Raw genomic sequence first — 25,087 nt, 5'->3', positions numbered from 1 at the left:
TACGTCGAGCACTTCGAGTCCTTGTGGACTGACGGCAAGCCTGCCCCACAGCACTGAACCCCAACCACCACCTCACCCCCTCCCCGGGCCCAGGCCCCGGCCCGGTGATCAAGAGAAAAGCGTCAAGGTTGATCTCGACGATGACGCAAACCTCTTGACCACCGGGGGGAGGGAGACCGCCGGGGGAGGGCCGGGAGGGCCGGGAGGGCCCCCGGGAGGGTGGCCGGGAGGGTGGGGCTAGGGGGCTGGTGGGTGGATCTAGGGGTGTGTCGGCTCCTGCCGGGCTCCGTAGGGTCGGAGCCCGACAGGTTGTCGTCCCGCTCGGCGCGGGGCGGGCGGAGGCGGGGGTGCGCGCGGGTGCCCGGAGACACGGGAGGTGCCCTGTGACCGGCTCCCAGGGCGGCCAGCTCCTCGCGATCAGCGACCTGCACGTCGTGTACGCGGAGAACAAGGCCATCGTCGAGGCCCTGCGCCCCGAAAACGACGACGACTGGCTGATCGTCGCCGGTGACGTCGGCGAGTTCGCCAAGGACATCGAGTGGGCGCTCGGCCTGCTCCGCGACCGGTTCGCCAGGGTGATCTGGGCGCCGGGCAACCACGAACTGTGGACGCCCCGCGACGACACCGTCCAGTTGCGTGGCGAGGAACGCTACCGGCACCTCGTCGCGCTGTGCCGCAGCCTGGGCGTGGTCACGCCGGAGGATCCGTACCCGGTGTGGGACCCGGACGGGGATCCCGTCCTGATCGCCCCGCTCTTCGTCGGGTACGACTACACGTGGCGGCCCCCGGGGACGTACACCCGGGAGCAGGCGTTGGCGCGGGCGCACGAGACCGGCGTGGTCTGCACCGACGAGATCCTGCTGCACCCCGACCCGTACCCGAGCCGGGACGCCTGGTGCCGGGCGCGGGTGATCCAGACCGAGCGGCGGCTCGACGCCGAGCGCGGCGGGCTGCCCACCGTCCTGGTGAACCACTACCCGCTGGTCCGCGAGCCCACCCGGGTCCTGCGCTATCCCGAGTTCGCCCAGTGGTGCGGCACCGACCTGACCGCCGACTGGCACCTGCGCTACGACACCCGCGTCGCCGTCTACGGCCACCTGCACATCCCGCGCACCACCTGGTACGACGGCGTCCGGTTCGAGGAGGTGTCCGTCGGCTACCCGCGCGAGTGGCGTCGCCGCGCCACCCCGCCGGGACGGCCCCGCCAGATCCTTCCGGCCCCCGCCCGACCCCACGGCTGACCGCCGGGAACGGGCGTCCCCGAGGGCCCTCCCACCGGCCTCATCCTGCGGTTATCGCCCCTCCGGGAGGCGCCGCGCGGGGGCTGAATGAGGGGTCCCGTAGGGGTTGGGCCGCCGTAGCGCGCTCAGTACCGTCCACTCACGGTGAGGGTCGGATACCGGCAATTCCCAGGGCCGGATGCCTGCGGTGGTGGCTTCCTCAGTGTTCGGCGGAATCGATCGGTAGCAAGCTCCGGGCGGGTGGGTCATGGCGGACGAAGAGAAGCTCCTCGAACACCTCAAGTGGGTGACCACCGAGCTCCGCCAGGCGCACCGGCGCCTGCGGGAGCTGGAGAGCGCCGAAGCCGAAGCCGAACCGATCGCCGTCGTCGCGATGGCGTGCCGGTTCCCCGGCGGCGTCGGCTCCCCCGAGGACCTGTGGGACCTCGTGGCCGCCGGCACCGACGCGACCGGCCCGTTCCCCACCGACCGGGGCTGGGACCTGGCCCGGCTGTATGACCCGGACCCCGACCACCCCGGCACCTCGTACAGCGACCGGGGCGGGTTCCTCGACGACGCCGGCCACTTCGACCCGACCCTGTTCGGCATCTCCCCCCGCGAGGCCCTCGCGATGGACCCGCAGCAGCGGCTGCTGCTGGAGACCACCTGGGAGGTGTTCGAACGCGCCGGCATCGACGCCGGGTCGCTGCGTGGCAGCCGCACCGGCGTCTTCGTCGGCACCGCCGGGCAGGACTACGCCTCCGTGCTGCGCCGCCTCCCCGAGGGCGCCGAGGGCTACGTGCTGACCGGCACCGCCGCCAGCGTCATCTCCGGGCGGCTCGCCTACTCGTTCGGCCTGGAGGGGCCGGCCGTCACCATCGACACCGCCTGCTCGTCGTCGCTGGTCGCGCTGCACCTGGCCGGTCAGGCCCTGCGCGACGGCGAGTGCACCCTCGCCGTGGCCGGCGGCGTCAGCGTGATGGCCACCCCCGGCGGGTTCGTCGAGTTCTCCCGCCAGCGGGGGCTGGCCGCCGACGGCCGGTGCAAGGCGTTCTCCGCCGACGCCGACGGCACCGGCTGGGCCGAGGGCGTCGGGATGGTGCTCGTCGAGCGGCTGTCCGACGCCCGCCGCAACGGCCACCCCGTGCTCGCCGTGATCCGGGGCAGCGCCGTCAACTCCGACGGGGCCAGCAGCGGCCTTACCGCCCCGAACGGCCCCGCCCAGCAGCGCGTCATCCGCCAGGCCCTCGACAACGCCGGCCTCACCCCGGCCGACGTGGACGTCGTGGAGGCGCACGGCACCGGCACCCGGCTCGGCGACCCGATCGAGGCGCAGGCGCTGCTGGCCACGTACGGCAGGGACCGGCCCGCCGACCGGCCGCTCTGGCTCGGCTCGTTGAAGTCGAACCTCGGCCACACGCAGGCCGCCGCCGGGGTCGCCGGGGTGATCAAGATGGTCCTCGCGATGCGGCACGGGCTGCTCCCGGCGACCCTGCACGTCGACGAGCCCACGCCGCACGTCGACTGGACGGGCGGCGCGGTCGCCCTGCTCACGCAGGCCCGCCCGTGGGCCGGGGACGCCGGCCGGCCCCGCCGCGCCGCCGTCTCCTCCTTCGGCATGAGCGGCACCAACGCCCACCTCGTCCTGGAACAGGCCCCGCCGCCCGAGCCGGCCGCCGCGGCCGAGGCCCCCGCGCGGGAACTCCCGGCGGTGCCGGTGCTGCTCTCCGCCGCGCACCCCGCCGCCCTCGCCGCGCAGGCGGGCCGCTGGGCGGCCTGGCTGTACGCCGACGCCGACGCGCGTCCCGTGGACGTGGCGTGGTCGTCGGTCACCGCCCGTGCCGCCCTGGACAGTCGCGCGGTGGTCGCGGCGACGGGCCGCGACGATCTCCTCGCCGGGCTGCGCGCCCTGGCGGCGGGCGAGCCGTCCGGCGCGGTCGTCGCCGGCCGCGCCGCCGACCGGGGTCCCCTCGCCGTGCTGTTCTCCGGTCAGGGCGCGCAGCGGGCGGGCATGGGTCGGGAGTTGTACGCCGCGTTCCCGGTGTTCGCGTCGGTGCTGGACGAGGTGTGCGGGCACCTGGACCGTGGGTTGCCGCAGCCGTTGCGGCCGGTGTTGTTCGCGGAGGCAGGGACGCCGGAGGCCGAGCTGCTGGGGCAGACGGTGTTCACGCAGGCGGGGTTGTTCGCGGTCGAGGTGGCCCTGTTCCGTCTGGTGGAGTCGTTCGGTGTGGTGCCGGACTTCGTGGGTGGTCATTCGGTTGGTGAGATCGTGGCCGCGCATGTGGCGGGGGTGTTGTCGCTGGAGCATGCGTGTGCTCTGGTGGTGGCGCGGGGTCGGTTGATGCAGGCGTTGCCGGCCGGTGGTGGGATGTTGGCGGTGGCCGCGCCCGAGGCCGAGGTGCTGTCCTCGTTGGACGGGTTGTCCGATCGGGTGGGCATCGCGGCGGTGAACGGCCCGACTTCTGTCGTCGTGTCGGGTTCTGTGGACGCCCTGGACGTGGTGGAGCAGGCGTGGCGGGGTCGGGGGGTGCGGACCCGTCGGTTGGCGGTGAGTCACGCGTTCCACAGTCCGTTGATGGAGCCGATGCTGGAGAAGTTCCGGGCGTTGGTCGGCCGGTTGGCGTTCTCCGTGCCCGTGCTGCCGTTGGTGTCGAACGTGACCGGTGCGCTGGCCGACGCGGACGAGGTTCGTGGTGTCGACTACTGGGTGCGGCATGTGCGGGAGGCGGTGCGGTTCGCCGACGGGGTGGCGGCGTTGCGGTCGGCGGGGGTGGACACGTTCCTGGAGGTCGGCCCGCAGAGTGTGTTGACGGCGTTGACGGCGGACGCCGTGCCCGACGGCGGGGACGTGGTCGCGGTGGCCGCCCAGCGTCGGGATCGGCCGGAGGTCTCGGGTCTGCTGGCCGCCCTGGCGGAGCTGCATGTCAACGGGGTGTCGGTGGGCTGGCGGCCGTGGTTCGCCGACACGGGCGCGTCCCGGGTGGACCTGCCGACGTACGCGTTCCAGCGGGAGCGGTTCTGGCCCGAGGCGGGCACGTGGCAGGTGGGCGACGTGTCGGCCGCCGGCCTGGGCGTGGCGGGGCATCCGCTGCTCGGTGCGGCGGTGCGCCTCGCCGGTGACGACGAGGCGGTGCTGACGGGTCGCCTGTCGGTGTCGACGCACCCGTGGCTGGCCGACCACGTCGTCGCGGGCGCGGTGGTGGTGCCGGGCACGGCGCTGGTCGAGCTGGTGGTGCGGGCCGGCGACGAGGTGGGTGCCTCCCGGGTGCGGGAGTTGACGATCGCCGCGCCGCTGACGCTGCCCGCCTCGGAGGCCGTGCGGGTGCAGGTGCGGGTCGGCGCGGCCGACGACTCTGGTGCCCGCGAGGTGACGGTGCACGCCCAGCCCGACGACGAGCCGGACGCGGAGTGGATCCGGCACGCGGAGGGTGTGCTGGAGCCGGCCGCCGCCGAGGAGCCGACCGTCGGCGCGTGGCCGCCCGCCGGGGCGACCGAGGCGGAACTGGCCGGCTGGTATCCGGCGTTCGCGGAGCACGGCCTGGCGTACGGGCCGGTGTTCCAGGGGCTGCGCCGGGTGTGGACCAACCCCGACGGCGACGTGTACGCCGAGGTCGCGCTGCCCGACGAGGCGGCGGCCGACGCCACCGGCTTCGGGGTGCACCCGGCGCTGCTGGATGCCGCGCTGCACCCGATCGGGCTGCTCGACGCCGGCACCGGGCCTCGGGTGCCGTTCGCGTTCGCCGGTGTGCAGGTGCACGCCGCTGGTGCGTCGGTGTTGCGGGTGCGGTTGAGTCGTGCCGGTTCCGGGGTGCGGCTGGTTGCCGTCGACGAGTCCGGGTCGCCGGTCGTCTCCGTCGACTCCCTCGTCCTGCGGGAGATGGGCACCGTCTCGACCCCGAGCGCGGCCGACCGTTCCCTGTTCGAGGTGACCTGGCACGCCGAGGACGTCGCCCCGGCCGCCGAGGTGTCCGGCGCGGTGGCGCTCGGCGACGCCGGGCTGCCCGAGGTGCCCGCCTACGCGGACGTGCCGGCGCTGGTGGCGGCCGTGGAGGCGGGGCGACCCGTCCCGGCTTTCGTGTTGCTGCCCGTCGCCGCTGCGGGGACGTCTGTTCCGGGTGCGGTGCGGGATGTCGTCGCGGGTGTGTTGGGTGTGGTGCAGGGGTGGCTTGCCGCCGATGTGCTTGCCGATTCGCGCCTGGTGGTGGTGACCCGGGGTGCCGTGGTGGTGCGGGACGAGGACGGGGTGGCCGATCTGGCGGGTGCGGCGGTGTGGGGTCTGTTGCGTTCGGCGCAGTCGGAGCACCCCGACCGCATCGTGCTCGCCGACCTCGACGGCCTGCTGGACGCCGACGCGGTGGCGCTGCTCGCGGCGGTGGCCGCCGACCCCGCCCCCACCGGGGGGCAGCTCGCCGTCCGCGAGGGCGCGGTGCGCGTACCCCGGTTGACGCGGCTGACCGGCGACGAGCTGATGCCCCCGGCGTCGGGCCTCTGGCACCTCGCGCCCGTCGCCCCCGGCACGATCGACGGCGTCGACCTGGTCGCCGCCCCGGCCGCGAAGCTCGGGGCCGGGCAGGTCCGCATCGCCGTACGCGCCACCGGCGTGAACTTCCGCGACGTCCTGATCGCGCTCGGCATGTACCCGGACGCGGCGGCCCGGATGGGCAGCGAGGGCGCGGGCGTCGTGCTGGAGGTCGGCCCCGGCGTCGACGGCCTCGCGCCCGGCGACCGCGTGTTCGGCATGTTCGAGCCGGGCTTCGGCCCGCAGGTCGTCGCCGAGCGGCAGCGGGTGGCCAGGATCCCCGCCGGCTGGTCCTACGCCGAGGCCGCATCCGTCCCGCTGGTCTTCCTGACGGCGTACTACGCGTTGCGCGATCTGGCGGGTCTGCGGTCGGGTGAGTCTGTGCTGATCCACTCGGGTGCGGGTGGGGTCGGGATGGCGGCGATCCAGCTCGCGCACCACTTCGGTGCGACCGTCTACGCGACGGCGAGTCCCGGTAAGTGGGAGACGCTGCGGGGCCTCGGGGTGGCTCCGGAGCGGATTGCGTCGTCGCGGTCGACGGAGTTCGAGGCGGTGTTCGCGTCCGCGTCCGGTGGGGCCGGTGTGGACGTGGTCCTTGATGCCCTCGCGGGTGAGTTCGTGGATGCGTCGTTGCGGTTGTTGCCGCGTGGTGGCCGGTTCGTCGAGATGGGCAAGACCGACATCCGCGACGCCGACGCGGTCGCGCAGCTGCATCCGGGGGTTGCCTACCGGGCGTTCGACCTGAACGAGGCGGGCAGCGAACGTATCGGGCAGATGCTGGGCGAGTTGTTGGCGTTGTTCGAGAGTGGTGCGTTGTCGCCGTTGCCGGTGCGGGTGTGGGATGTGCGGCAGGCCCGTCAGGCGTTGCGGCACCTGAGTCAGGCGAAGCACGTCGGCAAGGTGGTGCTGACGGTCCCGGTGCCTGCTGATGCCGAGGGCACGACGCTGGTCGCGGGCGCGTCCGGCACCCTGGCCGGGGTCGTGGCCCGGCACCTGGTCGCCTCCGGCCGGAGCCGTCGGTTGGTGTTGGCGTCGCGTCGGTTGCCGGTCGAGGGTTCCGACTATGCGGCGCTGGTGGCGGAGTTGACCGGGGCGGGTGCGCAGGTCAGCGCGGTGTCGGTGGACGTGGCCGACGCGGGGCAGGTGGCGGCGCTGGTCGCCGGGATTGACCCGGCGCACCCGTTGACGGCCGTGGTGCACTGCGCGGGCGTCCTCGCCGACTCGGTCGTCACGTCCCTCACTGCCGACGACGTGGCTACGGTCATGGGGCCGAAGGTGGATGGTGCGTGGGCGTTGCATGAGGCGACTGCGCACCTGGATCTGTCGGCGTTCGTGGTGTTCTCGTCGATTGCGGCGACGTTGGGTTCGCCGGGTCAGGGCAACTACGCTGCGGCGAACGCGTTCCTCGATGCCCTCGCCCAGCACCGCCGCGCCCAAGGGTTGCCGGCGACCAGCATCGGCTGGGGCATGTGGGCCACCACCAGCGCCATGACCGCCCACCTCGACCGCGACGACGCGCAGCGGCTGCGGCGGCTCGGCATGACCGGCCTCACCGCCGCCGAGGGCGCGGCCCTGCTCGACGCGGCCACCGCCAGGGCCGTGCCGGCGATCGCGGCGGCCCGCCTCCGCATCACCGGGGACGCCGGCCAGGTCCCGCCGATCCTGCGGCTGCTCGCGCGCGCCGGCGGCCGCCGCCAGGCGGGCGGCGCGACCGGCGGCACCGGCACCTCCTGGTCGGACCGCCTCGCCGGCCTCGCCCCCGACGAGGCGCGTCGGTTGTTGGTGGAGCTGGTGTGTGGTCAGGCGGCGGCGGTGTTGGGGCATGCGTCGGCGCAGGCGGTTGCGGGTGGGCGGGCGTTCAAGGAGTTGGGGTTCGACTCGCTGACGTCGGTGGAGTTGCGTAACCGGTTGGCCTCGGCGACGGGGTTGCGGTTGACGGCGACGCTGGTGTTCGACTATCCGACGCCGGAGCGCCTGGCCGAGCACCTGCACGAGCGGCTGGGTGAGACCACCAGCGCCGCCCCGGCCGCCGCCCGCGCCGCCGGCCCGGCGGGCACCGACGAGCCCATCGCCATCGTCGGCATGTCCTGCCGGTTCCCGGGTGGGGTGTCGAGTCCGGAGCAGTTGTGGGATCTGGTGGCGTCGGGTGGGGATGCGATCGGTGGTTTCCCGGCCGATCGGGGTTGGGACCTCGATGCGTTGTATGACCCGGATGCGGATCGGGCGGGGACGTCGACGACGCGGCAGGGTGGTTTCCTGTACGAGGCGGCGGAGTTCGACCCGGGGTTCTTCGGGATCAGCCCGCGTGAGGCCCTGGCGATGGATCCGCAGCAGCGGCTGCTGCTGGAAACCTCGTGGGAGGCGTTCGAGCACGCCGGCATCGACCCCGCCACCAGCCACGGCACCGTCACCGGCGTCTTCATCGGCGCGGCCTCCTCCGGCTACGCCGCCACCGGCAGCGACGGCCTCGAAGGGCTCGAAGGGCACCTGCTCACCGGCACCGCCGGCAGCGTCGCCTCCGGCCGCGTCGCCTACACCTTCGGCTTCGAGGGCCCGGCCGTCACCGTCGACACGGCGTGCTCGTCGTCGCTGGTCGCCCTGCACCTCGCCGCGCAGGCGCTGCGCTCCGGCGAATGCGACATGGCCCTCGCCGGTGGCGTCGCGCTGATGGCCCAGCCGGGCATGTTCTCCGAGTTCTCCCGCCAGGGCGGCCTTGCCCCCGACGGCCGGTGCAAGGCGTTCGCCGCCGCCGCCGACGGCACCGGCTGGGGCGAGGGCGTCGGCATCCTCCTCGTCGAGCGCCTTTCCGACGCCCGGCGGCGCGGCCACCGGGTCCTCGCCGTCGTGCGGGGCAGCGCCGTCAACTCCGACGGCGCGTCCAACGGGCTGACCGCGCCGAACGGGCCGTCGCAGCAGCGCGTCATCCGGCAGGCCCTGGCGAACGCCCGGCTGACCCCGGCCGACGTGGACGCCGTCGAGGCCCACGGCACCGGCACCACCCTCGGCGACCCGATCGAGGCGCAGGCGCTGCTGGCCACCTACGGGCAGGGGCGGGAGACGCCGCTGCTGCTCGGCTCGATCAAGTCGAACATCGGGCACACCCAGGCCGCCGCCGGTGTCGCCGGGGTGATCAAGATGGTCATGGCGATGCGGCACGGCGTCGTCCCGCCGACCCTGCACGTCGACGCGCCGTCGGAGCACATCGACTGGACCTCCGGGGCCGTCGCCCTCACCACCGCCGCCGCGCCCTGGCCGGCCGTCGACCGGCCCCGTCGCGCCGCCGTGTCCTCCTTCGGCATCAGCGGCACCAACGCCCATGCCATCATCGAGCAGGCCCCCGCCGAAGCCCCGGCGCCCCGCCCCGAACGCCCGGCGGCACCGTCGCCGGGCCTGGTCGCCGCCGACGCCGTACCGCTGCTCGTGTCGGCCCGCAGCGCCCGCGCCCTGCGCGACCAGGCGGCCCGGCTGCGGACCCACCTCGCCGACGACCCGGCCCTCGACCTCGTCGACCTCGCGTACTCGCTCGCCACCGGCCGCGCCCACCACCCGTACCGGCAGGTCACCGTGGCCGCCGACCGGGAGTCCGCGCTGGCCGGGCTCGCCGCGATCGCCGAGGCCGACCACCACGCCGGCATCCCCGACGGTACGCCGAAGGTCGTCTTCGTCTTCCCCGGCCAGGGCTCCCAGTGGGCCGGGATGGCCCTCGACCTGCTGGAATCCTCGCCTGTCTTCCGGGACCGGATGGACCAGTGCGCGGCGGAACTGTCCCGGCTGGTCGACTGGAACCCCGAGGACGTCCTGCGCGGCGCACCCGACGCCCCGCCGATGGACCGGGTGGACGTCGTCCAGCCGCTGCTCTTCTCCGTCATGGTCTCCCTCGCCGAGGTGTGGAAGTCGTGCGGCGTGCGGCCCGACGCCGTCATCGGCCACTCGCAGGGCGAGATCGCCGCCGCCTGCGCCGCCGGGGCGCTCACCCTGCCCGACGCGATGCGGCTCGTCGTCGCCCGCAGCCGGGGCCTGCTCGCCATCTCCGGGCTGGGCGGCATGGTGTCCGTGCCGCTGTCCGCCGTCGACACCGAGCAGCTCATCGCGCCCTGGGCCGGTGCCCTGTCCGTCGCCGCCGTGAACGGGGCCGCCGTGACCGTGGTGTCGGGCGACGCCGGCCCCGTCGACGAACTGCTCGCCACCTGCGCGGAACGCGACATCCGGGCCCGTCGGATCGCCGTGGACTACGCGTCGCACTGCGGGCACGTCGAGGCCGTCCGCGAGGACCTCGCCGCCGCGCTCGGCACGATCGAGGCCCACCCCACCGAGGTGGCGTTCCACTCCACCGTCACCGGCGAGCCCATCGACACCGTCGAGCTGGACGCCGACTACTGGTATCGGAACCTGCGCGAACCGGTGCGCCTCGCCCCCGTCGTGGACGCGCTGATCGAGGCCGGCTACCGCACGTTCGTCGAGGTCAGCCCCCACCCCGTGCTCAAGGTGGTGGTGCAGGACGCGCTCGACCGGGCCGCCGACGGCCAGCCCGGCGTCGTGGTCGGGTCGCTGCGCCGCGACGAGCACGGCCCCCGGCAGCTCCTCGCCGCGCTCGGCGGCCTGCACACGGCCGGCGTACCGGTCGACTGGGCCGCCGTCCTCGCCGGCTCCGGCGCGTCCCGGGTGGACCTGCCGACGTACGCGTTCCAGCGGGAGCGGTTCTGGCCCGAGGCGGGCACGTGGCACGCGGGCGACGTGTCGGGGGCGGGGCTCGCCGCTCCGGGGCATCCGCTGTTGGGCGCGGCGGTGCGCCTGGCGGGTGACGACGAGGTCGTGTTGACCGGTCGGTTGTCGGTGTCGACGCATCCGTGGTTGGCCGATCATGTGGTGTCGGGTGCGGTGGTGGTGCCGGGTGCGGCGCTGGTCGAGTTGGTGGTGCGGGCGGGCGACGAGGTGGGTGCCTCCCGGGTGCGGGAGTTGACGATCGCCGCGCCGTTGACGCTTTCGGCCTCCGAGGCCGTGCGGGTGCAGGTGCGGGTCGGCGCGGCCGACGACTCCGGTGCCCGTGAGGTGACGGTGCACGCCCAGCCCGACGGGGACGGGGACGCGGAGTGGGTCCGGCACGCCGAGGGTGTGTTGGAGCCGGCCGCGGCCGAGGAGCCGACGGTCGGCGCGTGGCCGCCGGTCGGGGTGCCGGAGACGGACCTGTCCGGCTGGTACGACGCGCTCGTCGGGCACGGGCTGGCCTACGGGCCGGTGTTCCAGGGGCTCCGACGGGTGTGGGCGGGCGACGGCGAGCTGTACGCCGAGGTGGCCCTGCCCGACGACGCCGCCGAGAGCGCCGGCCGGTTCGGGGTGCACCCGGCGTTGCTGGACGCCGCCCTGCACCCGATCGGGTTGCTGTTGGCGGAGGAGGCGTCGGGGCCCCGGGTGCCGTTCGCGTTCGCCGGTGCGCAGGTGCACGCGGCCGGCGCGTCGGTGCTGCGGGTGCGGTTGAGTCGTGCCGGTTCCGGGGTGCGGCTGGTTGCCGCCGACGAGTCCGGGTCGCCGGTCGTCTCCGTCGACTCCCTCGTCCTGCGGGAACTGACCGGGGTCGCCGCCCCCAGCGCCGCCGACCGGTCGGTGTTCGAACTCACCTGGCACGCCGAGGACGTGACCCCGGCCGCCGACGTGTCGGGCGCGGTGGCGCTCGGCGAGGTCGACCTTCCGGACGTGCCGGCGTACCCGGACGTGGCGGCCCTGGCCGCCGCCGTCGACGCGGGCCGGCCCGCGCCGAGCATCGTCCTGCTGCCGGCCGGCCCGAGCGCTCCCGGCGAGGCCGGCTCCGCCCCGGACCGGCTCCCCGGGAGCACCCCGGACCAGGCTCCCGGCGGCGAGCTGCCCGGCTTGGTCCGGGCCACGACGTCGAACGTCCTCGTGGCCGTCCAGGCGTGGCTGGCCTCCGCCGCCCTCGCCGACACGAAGCTCGTCGTGACGACCCGCGACGCCGTGGCGGCGCTGCCCGGCGACCGGGCGACCGACCTGGCGGGTGCGGCGGTGTGGGGTCTGTTGCGTTCGGCGCAGTCGGAGCACCCCGACCGCATCGTGCTCGCCGACCTCGACGGCCCGCTCGACGCCGAGGCGGTGGCGCTGCTCGCGGCGGTGGCCGCCGACCCCGCCCCCACCGGGGGGCAGCTCGCCGTCCGGGGCGGCACCGTCCTCGCGCCCCGGGTCACCCGCCCCGCCGGCGACGCCCTCACCCCGCAGGGCGACCTGTGGCATGTGGCCGCAGTCGCCCCGGGCACGATCGACGGCGTCGACCTGCTGCCCGGCACCGCCCAGCCCCTCGCCCCGGGCGAGGTCCGCGTCGCCGTGCGCGCGGCCGGGGTGAACTTCCGGGACGTGTTGATCGCGTTGGGGATGTATCCGGATCCGTCGGCGGTGATGGGTAGCGAGGGTGCGGGTGTGGTGCTGGAGGTCGGCCTGGGTGTCGACGATCTGGTGCCGGGTGATCGGGTGTTCGGGTTGTTTGAGCCTGGGTTTGGGCCGCAGGTGGTGGCGCAGCGGGAGCGGATCGCGCGGGTGCCGTCGGGGTGGTCGTTTGTCGAGGCGGCGTCGGTGCCGGTGGTGTTCCTGACGGCGTACTACGCGTTGCGCGATCTGGCGGGTCTGCGGTCGGGTGAGTCGGTGCTGGTCCACTCGGGTGCGGGTGGCGTCGGCATGGCGGCGATCCAGCTTGCGCAGCACTTCGGTGCGACCGTCTACGCGACCGCCAGTCCCGGCAAGTGGGGGACGCTGCGGGGCCTGGGCGTGGCCCCGGAGCGGATCGGGTCGTCGCGGTCGACGGAGTTCGAGGCGGTGTTCGCGTCGGCGTCGGGTGGCGCCGGGGTGGATGTGGTCCTTGATGCCCTCGCCGGTGAGTTCGTGGATGCGTCGTTGCGGTTGTTGCCGCGTGGCGGCCGGTTCGTCGAGATGGGCAAGACCGACGTACGCGACCCGAAACTGGTCGCCCGCCAACACCCCGGCGTGACCTACCAGGCGTTCGAGCTGAACGCCGCCGGCGGCGAGCGCATCGGGCAGATGCTGGGCGAGTTGTTGGCGTTGTTCGAGAGTGGTGTGTTGCGGCCGTTGCCGGTGCGGGTGTGGGATGTGCGGCAGGCCCGGCAGGCGTTGCGGCACCTGAGTCAGGCGAGGCACGTCGGCAAGGTGGTGCTGAGGGTTCCGGTCGCGGTGGACCCGGACGGGACGACCCTGGTGACCGGGGCGTCGGGCACGCTGGCCGGGGTCGTGGCGCGGCACCTGGTCGAGTCCGGCCGGAGTCGCCGGTTGGTGTTGGCGTCGCGTCGGTTGCCGGTTGAGGGTTCCGACTATGCGGCGCTGGTGGCGGAGTTGACCGGGGCGGGTGCGGAGGTTTCCGCCGTGTCGGTGGACGTCGCCGACGCGGGGCAGGTGGCGGCCCTGGTGGCCGGGATTGACCCGGCGCACCCGGTGACGGCGGTGGTGCACACGGCCGGGGTGATCGCCGATGCGACGATCGGCTCGCTCTCCTCCGACGGTGTGGCTGCGGTCATGGCGCCCAAGGTCGACGGTGCGTGGGCGTTGCATGAGGCGACGGCGGGGTTGGATCTGTCGGCGTTTGTGGTGTTCTCGTCGATTGCGGCGACGTTGGGTTCGCCGGGTCAGGGCAACTACGCGGCGGCGAACGCGTTCCTGGATGCCCTCGCCCAGCACCGCCGCGCCCAGGGGCTGCCGGCGACCAGCCTCGCCTGGGGCCTCTGGGCCACCACCAGCACCATGACCGCCCACCTCGACGCCACCGAACACCGGCGCGCCATCCGCGCCGGCAGCGCCCCGCTCACCGACGCCGAAGGGCTCGCGCTCCTCGACGCCGCGCAGCGGCACGGCGGCGCGCACCTCGTACTCATGAAGGTGCCGGCGGCCACGGGCGGACCGGTCCCCGCGCTGCTGCGCGAGCTCGTGCGCCAGCCCCGCACTCGGCGGCGGGCGGCGACCCGGGCCGCCGCCGACCTGTCGCTGGGTGAGCGGCTCGCCGCCCTCAGCCCCGCCGAACGGCGCGGCCAGCTCCTCGACCTCGTCGCCGGTGCCGTGGCGGCCGTGCTCGGCCACCGCTCCGCCGACACCGTCGACCCGCAGCGGCCGTTCAAGGAACTCGGCTTCGACTCGCTCACCTCCGTCGAGCTGCGCAACCGGCTCGCCACCGCCACCGGGCTGCGGCTGCCCGCCACCGTCGCCTTCGACTACCCGACGCCCGCCGTGCTCGCCGACTTCCTCGACCGGGAGATCGGCGGCCGGGCCGCCACCGCGCCGGCCCCCGCCGCTGCCGCCGCGCCCGCCGTCGACGAGCCCATCGCGATCGTCGGCATGGCCTGCCGCTTCCCCGGCGACGTGCGGACCCCCGAGCAACTGTGGGACCTCGTCACCGCAGGCGCGGACGTCATCGCGCCCTTCCCCACCGACCGCGGCTGGGACCTCACCGACCTGCGCGGCGACGCCGGCGACGACACGGCCACCCCGCAGCGCGGCGGGTTCCTCTACGACGCCGCCGACTTCGACGCCGCCTTCTTCGGCATCAGCCCCCGCGAGGCGCTCGCCATGGACCCGCAGCAGCGGCTGCTGCTGGAAACCTCGTGGGAGGCGTTCGAGCGGGCCGGCATCGACCCGCTGACCGCCCGGGGCAGCAGCACCGGCGTCTACGTCGGCCTGATCTACCACGACTACGCGGGCAAGGCCCTCGGCACGTCCGACGAGCTCGACGGGTACGTCGGCAACGGCAGCGCCGGCAGCGTCGCGTCCGGCCGCATCTCCTACCTGTTCGGACTCGAAGGCCCCGCAGTCACCGTCGACACCGCCTGCTCGTCGTCGCTGGTCGCCCTGCACCTCGCCGCGCAGGCGCTGCGGCAGAACGAGTGCGGCCTCGCCCTCGCCGGCGGGGTCAGCATCATGTCCACCCCCGGCATGCTCGCCGAGTTCTCCCGCCAGCGCGGCCTGTCGCCCGACGGGCGGTGCCGGGCGTTCGGCGCGGGCGCCAACGGCACCGGCTTCGCCGAGGGCGTCGGCATGCTGCTGCTGGAACGGCTCTCCGACGCCCAACGCAACGGCCACCGGGTTCTCGCCGTCGTCCGGGGCAGCGCGATCAACCAGGACGGGGCCAGCAGCGGCCTCACCGCCCCCAACGGCCCCTCGCAGCAGCGCGTCATCCGGCAGGCCCTCGCCAACGCGCGGCTCACCCCCGCCGACGTGGACGCCGTCGAGGCCCACGGCACCGGCACGGCCCTCGGCGACCCGATCGAGGCGCAGGCGCTGCTGGCCACGTACGGGCAGGAACGGCCCGCCGACCGGCCGCTGCTGCTCGGCTCGATCAAGTCGAACATCGGCCACGCCCAGGCCGCCGCCGGCGTCGCCGGGGTGATCAAGATGGTCATGGCGATGCGGCACGGCCAGCTCCCCGCCACCCTGCACGTCGACACCCCGTCGGAGCACATCGACTGGTCGGCCGGGGCGGTGTCGCTGCTCGCCGAGCCCCGCCCCTGGCCCGAGGTGGACCGGCCCCGCCGCGCCGCCGTGTCGTCGTTCGGCATCAGCGGCACCAACGTCCACACCATCCTGGAGCAGGCGCCCGAGGCGACGCCCGCGCCGACCGTGACCGTCCCCGCCGCCATCACCACCGGCGACCTCACCACGCCCTGCGTGCTCTCCGCCCGCACCGGCGACGCCCTGGCCGAGCAGGCCCGCCGGCTGCGCGACTGGCTGGGCGAGAACGCGGCCGTCGGCCTGCCCGACCTCGGCCACGCCCTCGCCACCGGCCGGTCCGCGTTCGAACACCGCGCGGTGCTGCTGCCCCGCGACCGGCAGAGCCTCCTCGCCGGCCTCGCCGCCGTCGCCGCCGACGAGCCGTCGTCCGTCGTCGTCCGGGGCACCGTCCGACCCGGCCGGCTCGCCGTCCTCTTCTCCGGCCAGGGCGCGCAACGCCCCGGCATGGGCCGGGAGGCGTACGGGGCGTTCCCCGTGTTCGCCGCCGTGCTCGACGAGGCGTGCGCCCACCTCGACCCGCTGCTGCCCCGCCCGCTGCGCGACGTGCTGTTCGCCACCGAAGGCTCCCCCCACGCGGACCTGCTCGACCAGACGGTGTTCACCCAGGCCGGCCTCTTCGCCGTCGAGGTCGCCCTGTACCGCCTCGTCGAGTCGTTCGGGATCGTCCCCGACCTCGTGGGCGGCCACTCTGTCGGCGAGATCACCGCCGCGCACGTCGCCGGAGTGCTCTCCCTCGCCGACGCCTGCGCGCTGGTCGCCGCCCGGGGCCGGCTCATGCAGGCGCTGCCCGCCGGGGGCGGCATGCTCGCCGTCGCCGCCGGCGAGGCCGACGTCCGCGCCTCCATCGAGGGCCTGACCGACCGGCTCGGCATCGCCGCCGTCAACGGGCCGGCGGCCGTGGTCGTCTCCGGCGCCGCCGACGCCCTCGATGCCGTGGAGGCGAACTGGCGGGACCGGGGCGTACGCACCCGCCGACTGCGGGTCAGCCACGCCTTCCACAGCCCACTCATGGAACCGATGCTGGCCGAGTTCCGGGCCGTCCTCGACGGGCTCACCTTCCAGCCGCCGACGCTGCCCGTCGTGTCCAACCTGACCGGCGTCGCCGCCGACCCGGAAGACCTGTGCGACCCCGGGTACTGGGTGCGGCACGTCCGGGAGGCCGTCCGCTTCGCCGACGGGATCGCCTACCTGCGGCAGCGCAACGTCGGCACGTACCTGGAGGTCGGGCCGGACGGGGTGCTCGCCGGCATGATCTCCGACTGCCTCGCCGACGCCGCGGAACCCGCCGCCGGGCCGGTGGTCGTGCCGACCCTGCGCCGGGGCCGCACCGAGGCGTCCGCGCTGCTCGCGGCCCTCGCCGAGGCGTACGCGGGCGGCGTGCCCGTCGACTGGGCCACCCTCACCGGCGGCGGCGCGGCCGTGCGCCCGCTGGACCTGCCGACGTACCCGTTCCAGCGGCAGCGGTACTGGCCCGACGCGGCGGCCTGGCGGGCCGGCGACGTGTCCGGTGCCGGGCTCGCCGCCCCCGGGCATCCGCTGTTGGGCGCGGCGGTGCGCCTGGCGGGTGACGACGAGGTCGTGTTGACCGGTCGGTTGTCGGTGTCGACGCATCCGTGGTTGGCCGATCATGTGGTGTCGGGTGCGGTGGTGGTGCCGGGTGCGGCGCTGGTCGAGCTGGTGGTGCGGGCCGGCGACGAGGTGGGTGCGTCGCGGGTGCGGGAGTTGACGATCGCCGCGCCGTTGACGCTTTCGGCTTCCGAGGCTGTGCGGGTGCAGGTGCGGGTCGGCGCTGCCGACGACTCCGGCGGCCGGGATGTGGCCGTGTATGCCCAGCCCGACGGGGATGGGGACGGGGAGTGGGTCCGGCACGCCGAGGGTGTGTTGGAGCCGGCCGTGGCCGAGGAGCCGACGGTCGGGGCGTGGCCGCCGGTCGGGGTGTCCGAGGTGGACCTGTCCGGTTGGTACGACGCGCTTGTCGGGCACGGGCTGGCGTACGGGCCGGTGTTCCAGGGGCTCCGACGGGTGTGGACGGGCGACGGCGAGCTGTATGCCGAGGTGGCCCTGCCGGAGTCGGCGGCGGACGCGTCCGCGTTCGGGCTGCACCCGGCGCTGCTGGACGCCGCGCTGCACCCGATCGGGCTGCTCGACGCCGGCACCGGGCCTCGGGTGCCGTTCGCTTTCACCGGTGTGCAGGTGCACGCCGCTGGTGCGTCGGTGTTGCGGGTGCGGTTGAGTCGTGCCGGTTCCGGGGTGCGGCTGGTCGCCGTCGACGAGTCCGGGTCGCCGGTCGTCTCCGTCGACTCCCTCGTCCTTCGGGAACTCACCGGCGTGGCCGCGCCCGGCGCCGCCGACCGTTCCCTGTTCGAGGTGACCTGGCAGCCGCAGGACGTCGCCCCCGCCGCCGACGGCTCTGGCTGGGTGGCGCTCGGCGACGCCGGGCTGCCCGAGGTGCCCGCGTACGCGGACGTGCCGGCGCTGGTGGCGGCCGTGGAGGCAGGGCGACCCGTCCCGGCTTTCGTGTTGCTGCCCGTCGGCGTCGCCGGGGGGTCTGTGCCAGACGCGGTGCGGGATGTTGTTGCGGGTGTGTTGGGTGTGGTGCAGGGGTGGCTTGCCGCCGATCTGCTTGAGGGTTCGCGGTTGGTGGTGGTGACCCGGGGTGCCGTGGTGGTGCGGGACGAGGACGGGGTGGCCGATCTGGCGGGTGCGGCGGTGTGGGGTCTGTTGCGTTCGGCGCAGTCGGAGCACCCCGACCGCATCGTGCTCGCCGACACCGACGAGGCCATCGGCCCGCAGGCGCTCGCCGTTCTGGCGACCGTCGCGGCCGACCCGTCCACCGTCGGCGGCCAGCTCGCGCTCCGGGGCGACGCGGTGTGCGTACCCCGGCTCGTGCGCCAGCCGGGCGCGGAGCTGACCCCGCCGGCGGACCGTGCGTGGCACGTCGCCGCCGCGCGCCCCGGCACGCTCGACGGCGTCGAGATCGTCCCCGCCGCCCCGGCCGCCCTCGCGCCCGGCGAGGTCCGCATCGCGGTACGCGCCGCCGGGGTGAACTTCCGGGATGTCCTGATCGCGCTCGGCATGTATCCGGATCCGTCGGCGGTGATGGGTAGCGAGGGTGCGGGTGTGGTGCTGGAGGTCGGCCCGGGTGTGGATGACCTGAGCCCGGGTGATCGGGTGTTCGGGTTGTTTGAGCCTGGGTTTGGGCCGCAGGTGGTGGCTCAGCGGTTGCGGGTGGCCAGGATCCCTGCCGGCTGGTCGTTTGTTGAGGCGGCGTCGGTGCCGGTGGTGTTCCTGACGGCGTACTACGCGTTGCACGATCTGGCGGGTCTGCGCTCCGGCGAGTCTGTGCTGATCCACTCGGGTGCGGGTGGGGTGGGCATGGCGGCGATCCAGCTCGCGCACCACTTCGGTGCGACTGTCTACGCGACCGCCAGCCCTGGCAAGTGGGGGACGCTGCGGGGCCTCGGGGTGGCTCCGGAGCGGATCGGGTCGTCGCGGTCGACGGAGTTCGAGCAGGTGTTCGCGTCCGCGTCCGGTGGTGCCGGCGTGGACGTGGTGCTCGATGCCCTCGCCGGTGAGTTCGTGGATGCGTCGTTGCGGTTGTTGCCGCGTGGTGGCCGGTTCGTCGAGATGGGCAAGACCGACGTACGTGATGCCGCCGTGGTGGCGGCGGAGCATCCGGGGGTTGCCTACCGGGCGTTCGACCTGAACGAGGCGGGCGGCGAGCGCATCGGGCAGATGCTGGGCGAGTTGTTGGCGTTGTTCGAGCAGGGTGCGCTGTCGCCGTTGCCGGTGCGGGTGTGGGATGTGCGGCAGGCCCGGCAGGCCCTGCGACACCTGAGCCAGGCGAGGCACATCGGCAAGGTGGTGCTGACGGTTCCGGTCGCAGTCGACCCGGACGGCACGACCCTGGTCACGGGCGCGTCCGGCACCCTGGCCGGGGTGGTCGCCCGGCATCTCGTCGCCACGGGCCAGAGCCGTCGGTTGGTGTTGGCGTCGCGTCGGTTGCCGGTCGAGGGTTCCGACTATGCGGCGCTGGTGGCGGACCTGACCGAGGCGGGTGCGGAGGTTTCCGCCGTGTCGGTGGACGTCGCCGACGCGGGGCAGGTGGCGGCCCTGGTCGCCGGCATCGACCCGGCGCACCCGTTGACGGCCGTGGTGCACACGGCCGGGGTGATCGCCGACGCGACGATCGGCTCGCTCTCCTCCGACGGTGTGGCTGCGGTCATGGGGCCCAAGGTCGACGGTGCGTGGGCGTTGCACGAGGCGACTGCGCACCTGGATCTGTCGGCGTTCGTGGTGTTCTCGTCGATCGCGGCGACGTTGGGCTCGCCGGGTCAGGGCAACTACGCGGCGGCGAACGCGTTCCTCGACGCCCTCGCCCAGCACCGCCGCGCCCAAGGGCTGCCGGCGACCAGCATCGGCTGGGGCATGTGGGCCACGGGCGGGATGACCGCCCAGCTCAGCGCCGACGACCGGCAGCGCCTGGGACGGCTCGGCATTGCCGGCCTCACCGCCGCCGAGGGCGCCGCCCTCCTCGACGCCGCGACCGCCGGGTCCCGGGCGGCGGTGGTCGCCGCCCGGCTGCGGATCACCGGCGACGCCGGGCAGGTCCCGCCGATCGTCCGGCTGCTGGCCCGGACCGGCGGACGCCGCCAGGCGGGTGCCGCGCGGGCCGGGGCCGGCTCGGGTTGGTCCGAACGGCTGGTCGGGCTCTCGCGGGACGAGGCGCGTCGGTTGTTGGTAGATCTCGTGTGTGGTCAGGCGGCGGCGGTGTTGGGGCACGCGTCGGCGCAGGCGGTTGCGGGTGGGCGGGCGTTCAAGGAACTCGGGTTCGACTCGCTGACGTCGGTGGAGTTGCGTAACCGGCTGGCCTCGGCGACGGGGTTGCGGTTGACGGCGACGCTGGTGTTCGACTATCCGACGCCGGAGCGCCTGGCCGAGCACCTGCACGAGCAACTCGGCCACTCCGCCACCCCGGCCGCCACCACCCGGGCCGTAGCCCGGGACGACGACGACCCGATCGCGATCGTCGGCATGTCCTGCCGGTTCCCGGGTGGGGTGTCGAGTCCGGAGCAGTTGTGGGATCTGGTGGCGTCGGGTGGGGATGCGATCGGTGGTTTCCCGGCCGATCGGGGTTGGGATCTCGATGCGTTGTATGACCCGGATGCGGATCGGGCGGGGACGTCGACGACGCGGCAGGGTGGTTTCCTGTACGAGGCGGCGGAGTTCGACCCGGGGTTCTTCGGGATCAGTCCTCGTGAGGCCCTGGCGATGGATCCGCAGCAGCGGCTGTTGCTGGAGACGTCGTGGGAGGCGTTCGAACACGCCGGCATCGACCCGCGCGACACGAAGGCCACCACCGGCGTCTTCGCCGGCCTGATCCACCACGACTACGCGGGCCGCCTGGCGGCATCGGAGGAGTTGGAGGGCTACCTCGTCAACGGCACCGCCGGCAGCGTCGCCTCCGGTCGCGTCGCGTACGTCTTCGGCCTGGAGGGGCCGGCGGTGACCGTGGACACGGCGTGTTCGTCGTCGCTGGTCGCGCTGCACTTGGCGGCGCAGGCGCTGCGCTCCGGCGAGTGCGACCTGGCCCTGGCCGGCGGCGTCACCGTCATGGCCACGCCGAGCGCATTCGTCGGCTTCTCCCGGCAGCGCGGGCTGTCCCCCGACGGGCGGTGCAAGTCGTTCGCCGCGTCGGCGGACGGGACGGGCTGGTCGGAGGGTGTGGGCATGCTGCTGGTGCAGCGGCTCTCGGACGCGCAGCGGGAGGGGCGTCGGATCCTCGCGGTGGTGCGGGGGACGGCGGTGAACCAGGACGGGGCGTCCAACGGTCTGACGGCGCCGAATGGTCCGTCGCAGCAGCGGGTGATCCGGCAGGCGCTGGCGAATGCGCGGTTGACCCCGGCGGACGTGGACGCCGTGGAGGCGCACGGCACGGGCACGACACTGGGCGATCCGATCGAGGCGCAGGCGCTGCTGGCCACCTACGGCCAGGGGCGGGAGATGCCGCTGTTGCTGGGGTCGATCAAGTCGAACATCGGGCACACGCAGGCGGCGGCCGGTGTCGCCGGGATCATCAAGATGGTCATGGCGATGCGGCACGGCCTCGTCCCGCCGACCCTGCACGTGGACGAGCCGTCGCCGCACATCGACTGGACCGCCGGGGCGGTTTCCCTGGCCACCGAGGCGACGCCGTGGCCGGCCGTGGACCGGCCGCGTCGGGCGGCGGTGTCGTCGTTCGGGATCTCCGGCACGAACGCGCATGTGATCATCGAGCAGCCTCCGGTGGAGGTTGTCGAGGGTGTGGTGGTGGAGCGGGTGGTGCCGCCGGTGGTGCCGGTGCTGCTGTCGGCCCGCACCGATGGGGCGCTTGCGGGTCAGGCCGCTCGGTGGGCCCGGTGGTTGGCCGGTGACGAGTCGCTTTCCGCGGTCGATGTGGCGTGGTCGTCGGTGACGACGCGTCCGGCGTTGGAACAGCGGGCGGTGGTCGTCGCCGAGGGCCGGGACGATCTGCTGGCTGCCCTGCGGGCTCTGGCCACCGGTCAGCCGTCCGGTGCCGTGGTGGTCGGCACCCCGGAGCAGCGCGGCCAGCTCGCGGTCCTCTTCTCGGGCCAGGGCGCGCAGCGTGCCGGGATGGGTCGGGAGTTGGCGGAGGCGTTCCCGGTGTTCGCCGCCGCGTTGGACGAGGTGTGCGCCGGGCTGGACCCGCTGCTCCCGCAGCCGCTCAAGGGGGTGCTGTTCGCGGCGGAGGGTTCCGCCGAGGCCAACCTGTTGGACCAGACCGTCTTCACGCAGGCGGGCCTGTTCGCCGTTGAGGTGGCCCTGTTCCGTTTGGTGGAGTCGTTCGGGGTGGTGCCGGACTTCGTCGGTGGGCATTCGGTCGGTGAGATCACGGCTGCGTACGTGGCGGGGGTGTTGTCACTGGCCGACGCGTGTGCGCTGGTGGCGGCGCGGGGTCGCCTGATGCAGGCGTTGCCGGCCGGCGGCGGGATGCTCGCGGTGGCCGCGGCCGAGGAGGCGGTGGCGGAGTCGATCGCCGGTCGCGCCGACGTCGGGATCGCCGCCGTCAACGGGCCGTCGGCCGTGGTCGTCTCGGGTGCCGTCGAGGCCCTGGACGAGGTCGAGCAGGCGTGGCGGGACCGGGGGGTCCGGACGCGCCGGCTGACCGTCAGCCACGCGTTCCACAGCCCGCTCATGGAGCCGATGCTGGCCGAGTTCCGAGCTGTCCTCGCCACGCTCAGCTTCGCGGCACCGTTGTTGCCGGTCGTGTCGAACCTGACCGGGGCGCTGGCTGACGCCGACGAGATCCGCAGCGCCGACTACTGGGTGCGGCACGTCCGCGAGGCGGTGCGGTTCGCCGACGGCGTGACCGTGCTGCGTAAGGCCGGGGTGGACACGTTCCTGGAGGTCGGGCCGCAGAGTGTGTTGACGGCTCTGGCCGCCGACGTGCTGCCCGGCGACGAGGGTGTGCTGACCGTCGCGGCCCAGCGCCGGGATCGGCCCGAGGCGGCCGCGCTGCTGGCCGCCCTGGCGGAGCTGCACGTCAACGGTGTGCCGGTGTCGTGGCGGCAGTGGTTCGCCGGCAGCGGCGCGTCCAGGGTGGACCTGCCGACGTACGCGTTCCAGCACCAGCGGTTCTGGCCCGAAGCGCTGCCGCGCCCCCGCAAGGACACCGACGGCGGCGGGGACGCCGAGTTCTGGGCCGCCGTCGAACGCGGCGACCTGACCGCCCTCGCCGCCCAGATCGGCGACGACACCGCCCTCGACGCCCTCGCCCCGGCCCTGCCCGCCCTCACCACCTGGCGGCGGGCCCGCACCCGGGACGCGGCGGTGAACGGCTGGTCGTACCAGGTCGGGTGGCGGCCGATCGACCCGGCTGACCCGCCGGTGGCGGCCGGCGGCTGGCTGCTCGTCGGGCCCGACGGCGACACCGCCGACGACATCGCCGCCGCGCTCGCCTCGGCCGGCGCGGACGTGCGGCGGCTGCCCGCCGATCCGGCCGGCGCCACCCGGGGCGGCCTGGCCCGGCGGCTCACCGCCGCGCTCGCCGACGGGCCCGTCACCGGCGTCGTCTCCCTGCTCGGCCTGGCCGACGACCCGCACCCGCAGCACCCGGCCGTGCCCGTCGGCACGGCGGCCACGCTGGCGCTGGCGCAGGCCCTGCACGACGCCGGGGCGGGCACGACCCTGTGGTGCGTGACGCGGGGCGCGGTCGGCACCGGCGACGGCGACGCCGTCCACAGCGCCGCCCAGGGCGGCCTGTGGGGCCTCGGCCGGGTCGCCGGCCTGGAGCTGCCGCAACTGCGGGTCGGCCTGCTCGACCTGCCCGCCGCCGACGCCGACCCCGCCACTGGCGTCGCTCCCGCCGCCCGTGTCGACCCCGCCCGGCTCGCGGCGGCCCTCACCGCCGCCGGCGACGAGGACCAGCTCGCCGTGCGGCCCACCGGCGTGTACGCGCGCCGGCTGACCCGGGCCGTCCCCGCCGACGCGGCGGCGGCCGACCGGTGGCGGCCCTCCGGCACCGTGCTCGTCACCGGCGGCACCGGCGCGCTCGGCGCGCACGTGGCCCGCTGGGCCGCCGGCAACGGGGCCGAACACCTGGTGCTGACCAGCCGGCGCGGCGAGGACGCGCCGGGCGCGGCGGAGCTGCGCGACGAGCTGACCGCCCTCGGCGTACGGGTCACCGTCGCCGCCTGCGACGTGGCCGACCGGGACGCGGTCGCCGCGCTGCTCGCCCGCGTCGACGCCGACCCGGCCCCGCTGACCGCCGTGGTGCACGCCGCCGGCCTCAACGACGTGGCGCCGCTCGTCGACACCGACCTCGGCCGGCTCGCCGGGGTGCTGACCGGCAAGGCCGCCGGAGCGGTGCACCTCGACGAACTGCTCGGCGACCGGCCGCTCGACGCGTTCGTGCTGTTCGCGTCCATCGCCGGGATCTGGGGCAGCGGCGGGCAGGCCGGCTACGCGGCCGGCAACGCCTACCTCGACGCCCTCGCCGAGCGCCGCCGCGCCCGGGGACTCGCCGCCACCTCCGTGGCGTGGGGACCGTGGGCCGACGGCGGGATGGCCACCGACGACGCCCAGCGGGAACTGGCCAGGCGTGGGCTGCGGGCGATGTCCCCGGCCGACGCCGTGCACGCCCTGCGGGTCGCCGTCGGGCGCGGGCGGGCCTGCCTCACCGTCGCCGACGTCGACTGGGCGACGTTCGCCCCGGCGTACGCGTCGGTGCGGCCCCGGCCGCTGCTGGCCGACCTGCCCGAGGCCCGGCCCGCCGAGCGCCCCGACGACGACGCCGCGCCGGCCGACGGCGGGCAGGCCCTGCGGGACCGGCTGCGCGCCCTGCCGCGCGACGAGCAGGACCGGCACCTGACCGACCTGGTCCGCGCCGAGGCCGCCGCCGTCCTCGGCCACCCCGGCCCGGAGCGGGTCAAGCCGCGGCGGGCGTTCAAGGACCTCGGCTTCGACTCGCTGACCGCCGTGGAGCTGCGTAACCGGCTCACCCGGGCCACCGGGCTGCCCCTGCCCACCACGCTCGTCTTCGACCACCCCGACCCGGCCGCCGTGGCCGACCACCTGCTCACCGCGCTGGTCCCCGAGGCGCACCGGGAGGAGGCGGCCGACCCGGCCGAGACGGCGGTCCGCCAGGCCCTGGCCACCATCCCGCTGGCCCGCATCCGCGAGGCCGGGCTCCTCGACCTGCTGCTCAAGCTCACCGACGGCGACGACACCGACCCCGCACCCGGTGGGGACGTCGACATCGACGAGATGGACGCCGACACCCTCATCAGGCTGGCGCTCGACGGCTCCGAGTCCTGACCTTGCCCCACGTACGGAGTAA

Annotated in this window: 2 protein-coding genes; both read left to right on the top strand. The window is 75.0% G+C overall.

What is annotated here, in order from left to right; genetic code table 11:
• Nucleotides 1-383 precede the first annotated feature (383 nt).
• Entirely contained in the window at nt 384-1,241 is an 858-nt protein-coding gene (locus tag LPA42_RS27740; protein WP_228986969.1) for a metallophosphoesterase, read from the top strand.
• A 247-nt stretch (nt 1,242-1,488) separates the two neighbouring features.
• Complete coding sequence (locus LPA42_RS27735; RefSeq protein ID WP_228986968.1) at nt 1,489-25,065, top strand: type I polyketide synthase; 23,577 nt, start codon at nt 1,489-1,491, stop codon at nt 25,063-25,065.
• The last annotated feature ends 22 nt before the right edge of the window (nt 25,066-25,087 follow it).

The sequence above is a fragment of the Micromonospora sp. DH13 genome, assembly GCF_020873825.1.
GTDB classification, from domain to species: domain Bacteria; phylum Actinomycetota; class Actinomycetes; order Mycobacteriales; family Micromonosporaceae; genus Micromonospora; species Micromonospora haikouensis.
This window is presented reverse-complemented; position numbering and strand designations above follow the sequence as displayed.

Coding starts and splice junctions, on each gene's coding strand:
- LPA42_RS27735 (WP_228986968.1), top strand. CDS start 1,489: ATGGCGGACGAAGAGAAGCTCCTCGAACACCTCAAGTGGGTGACCACC.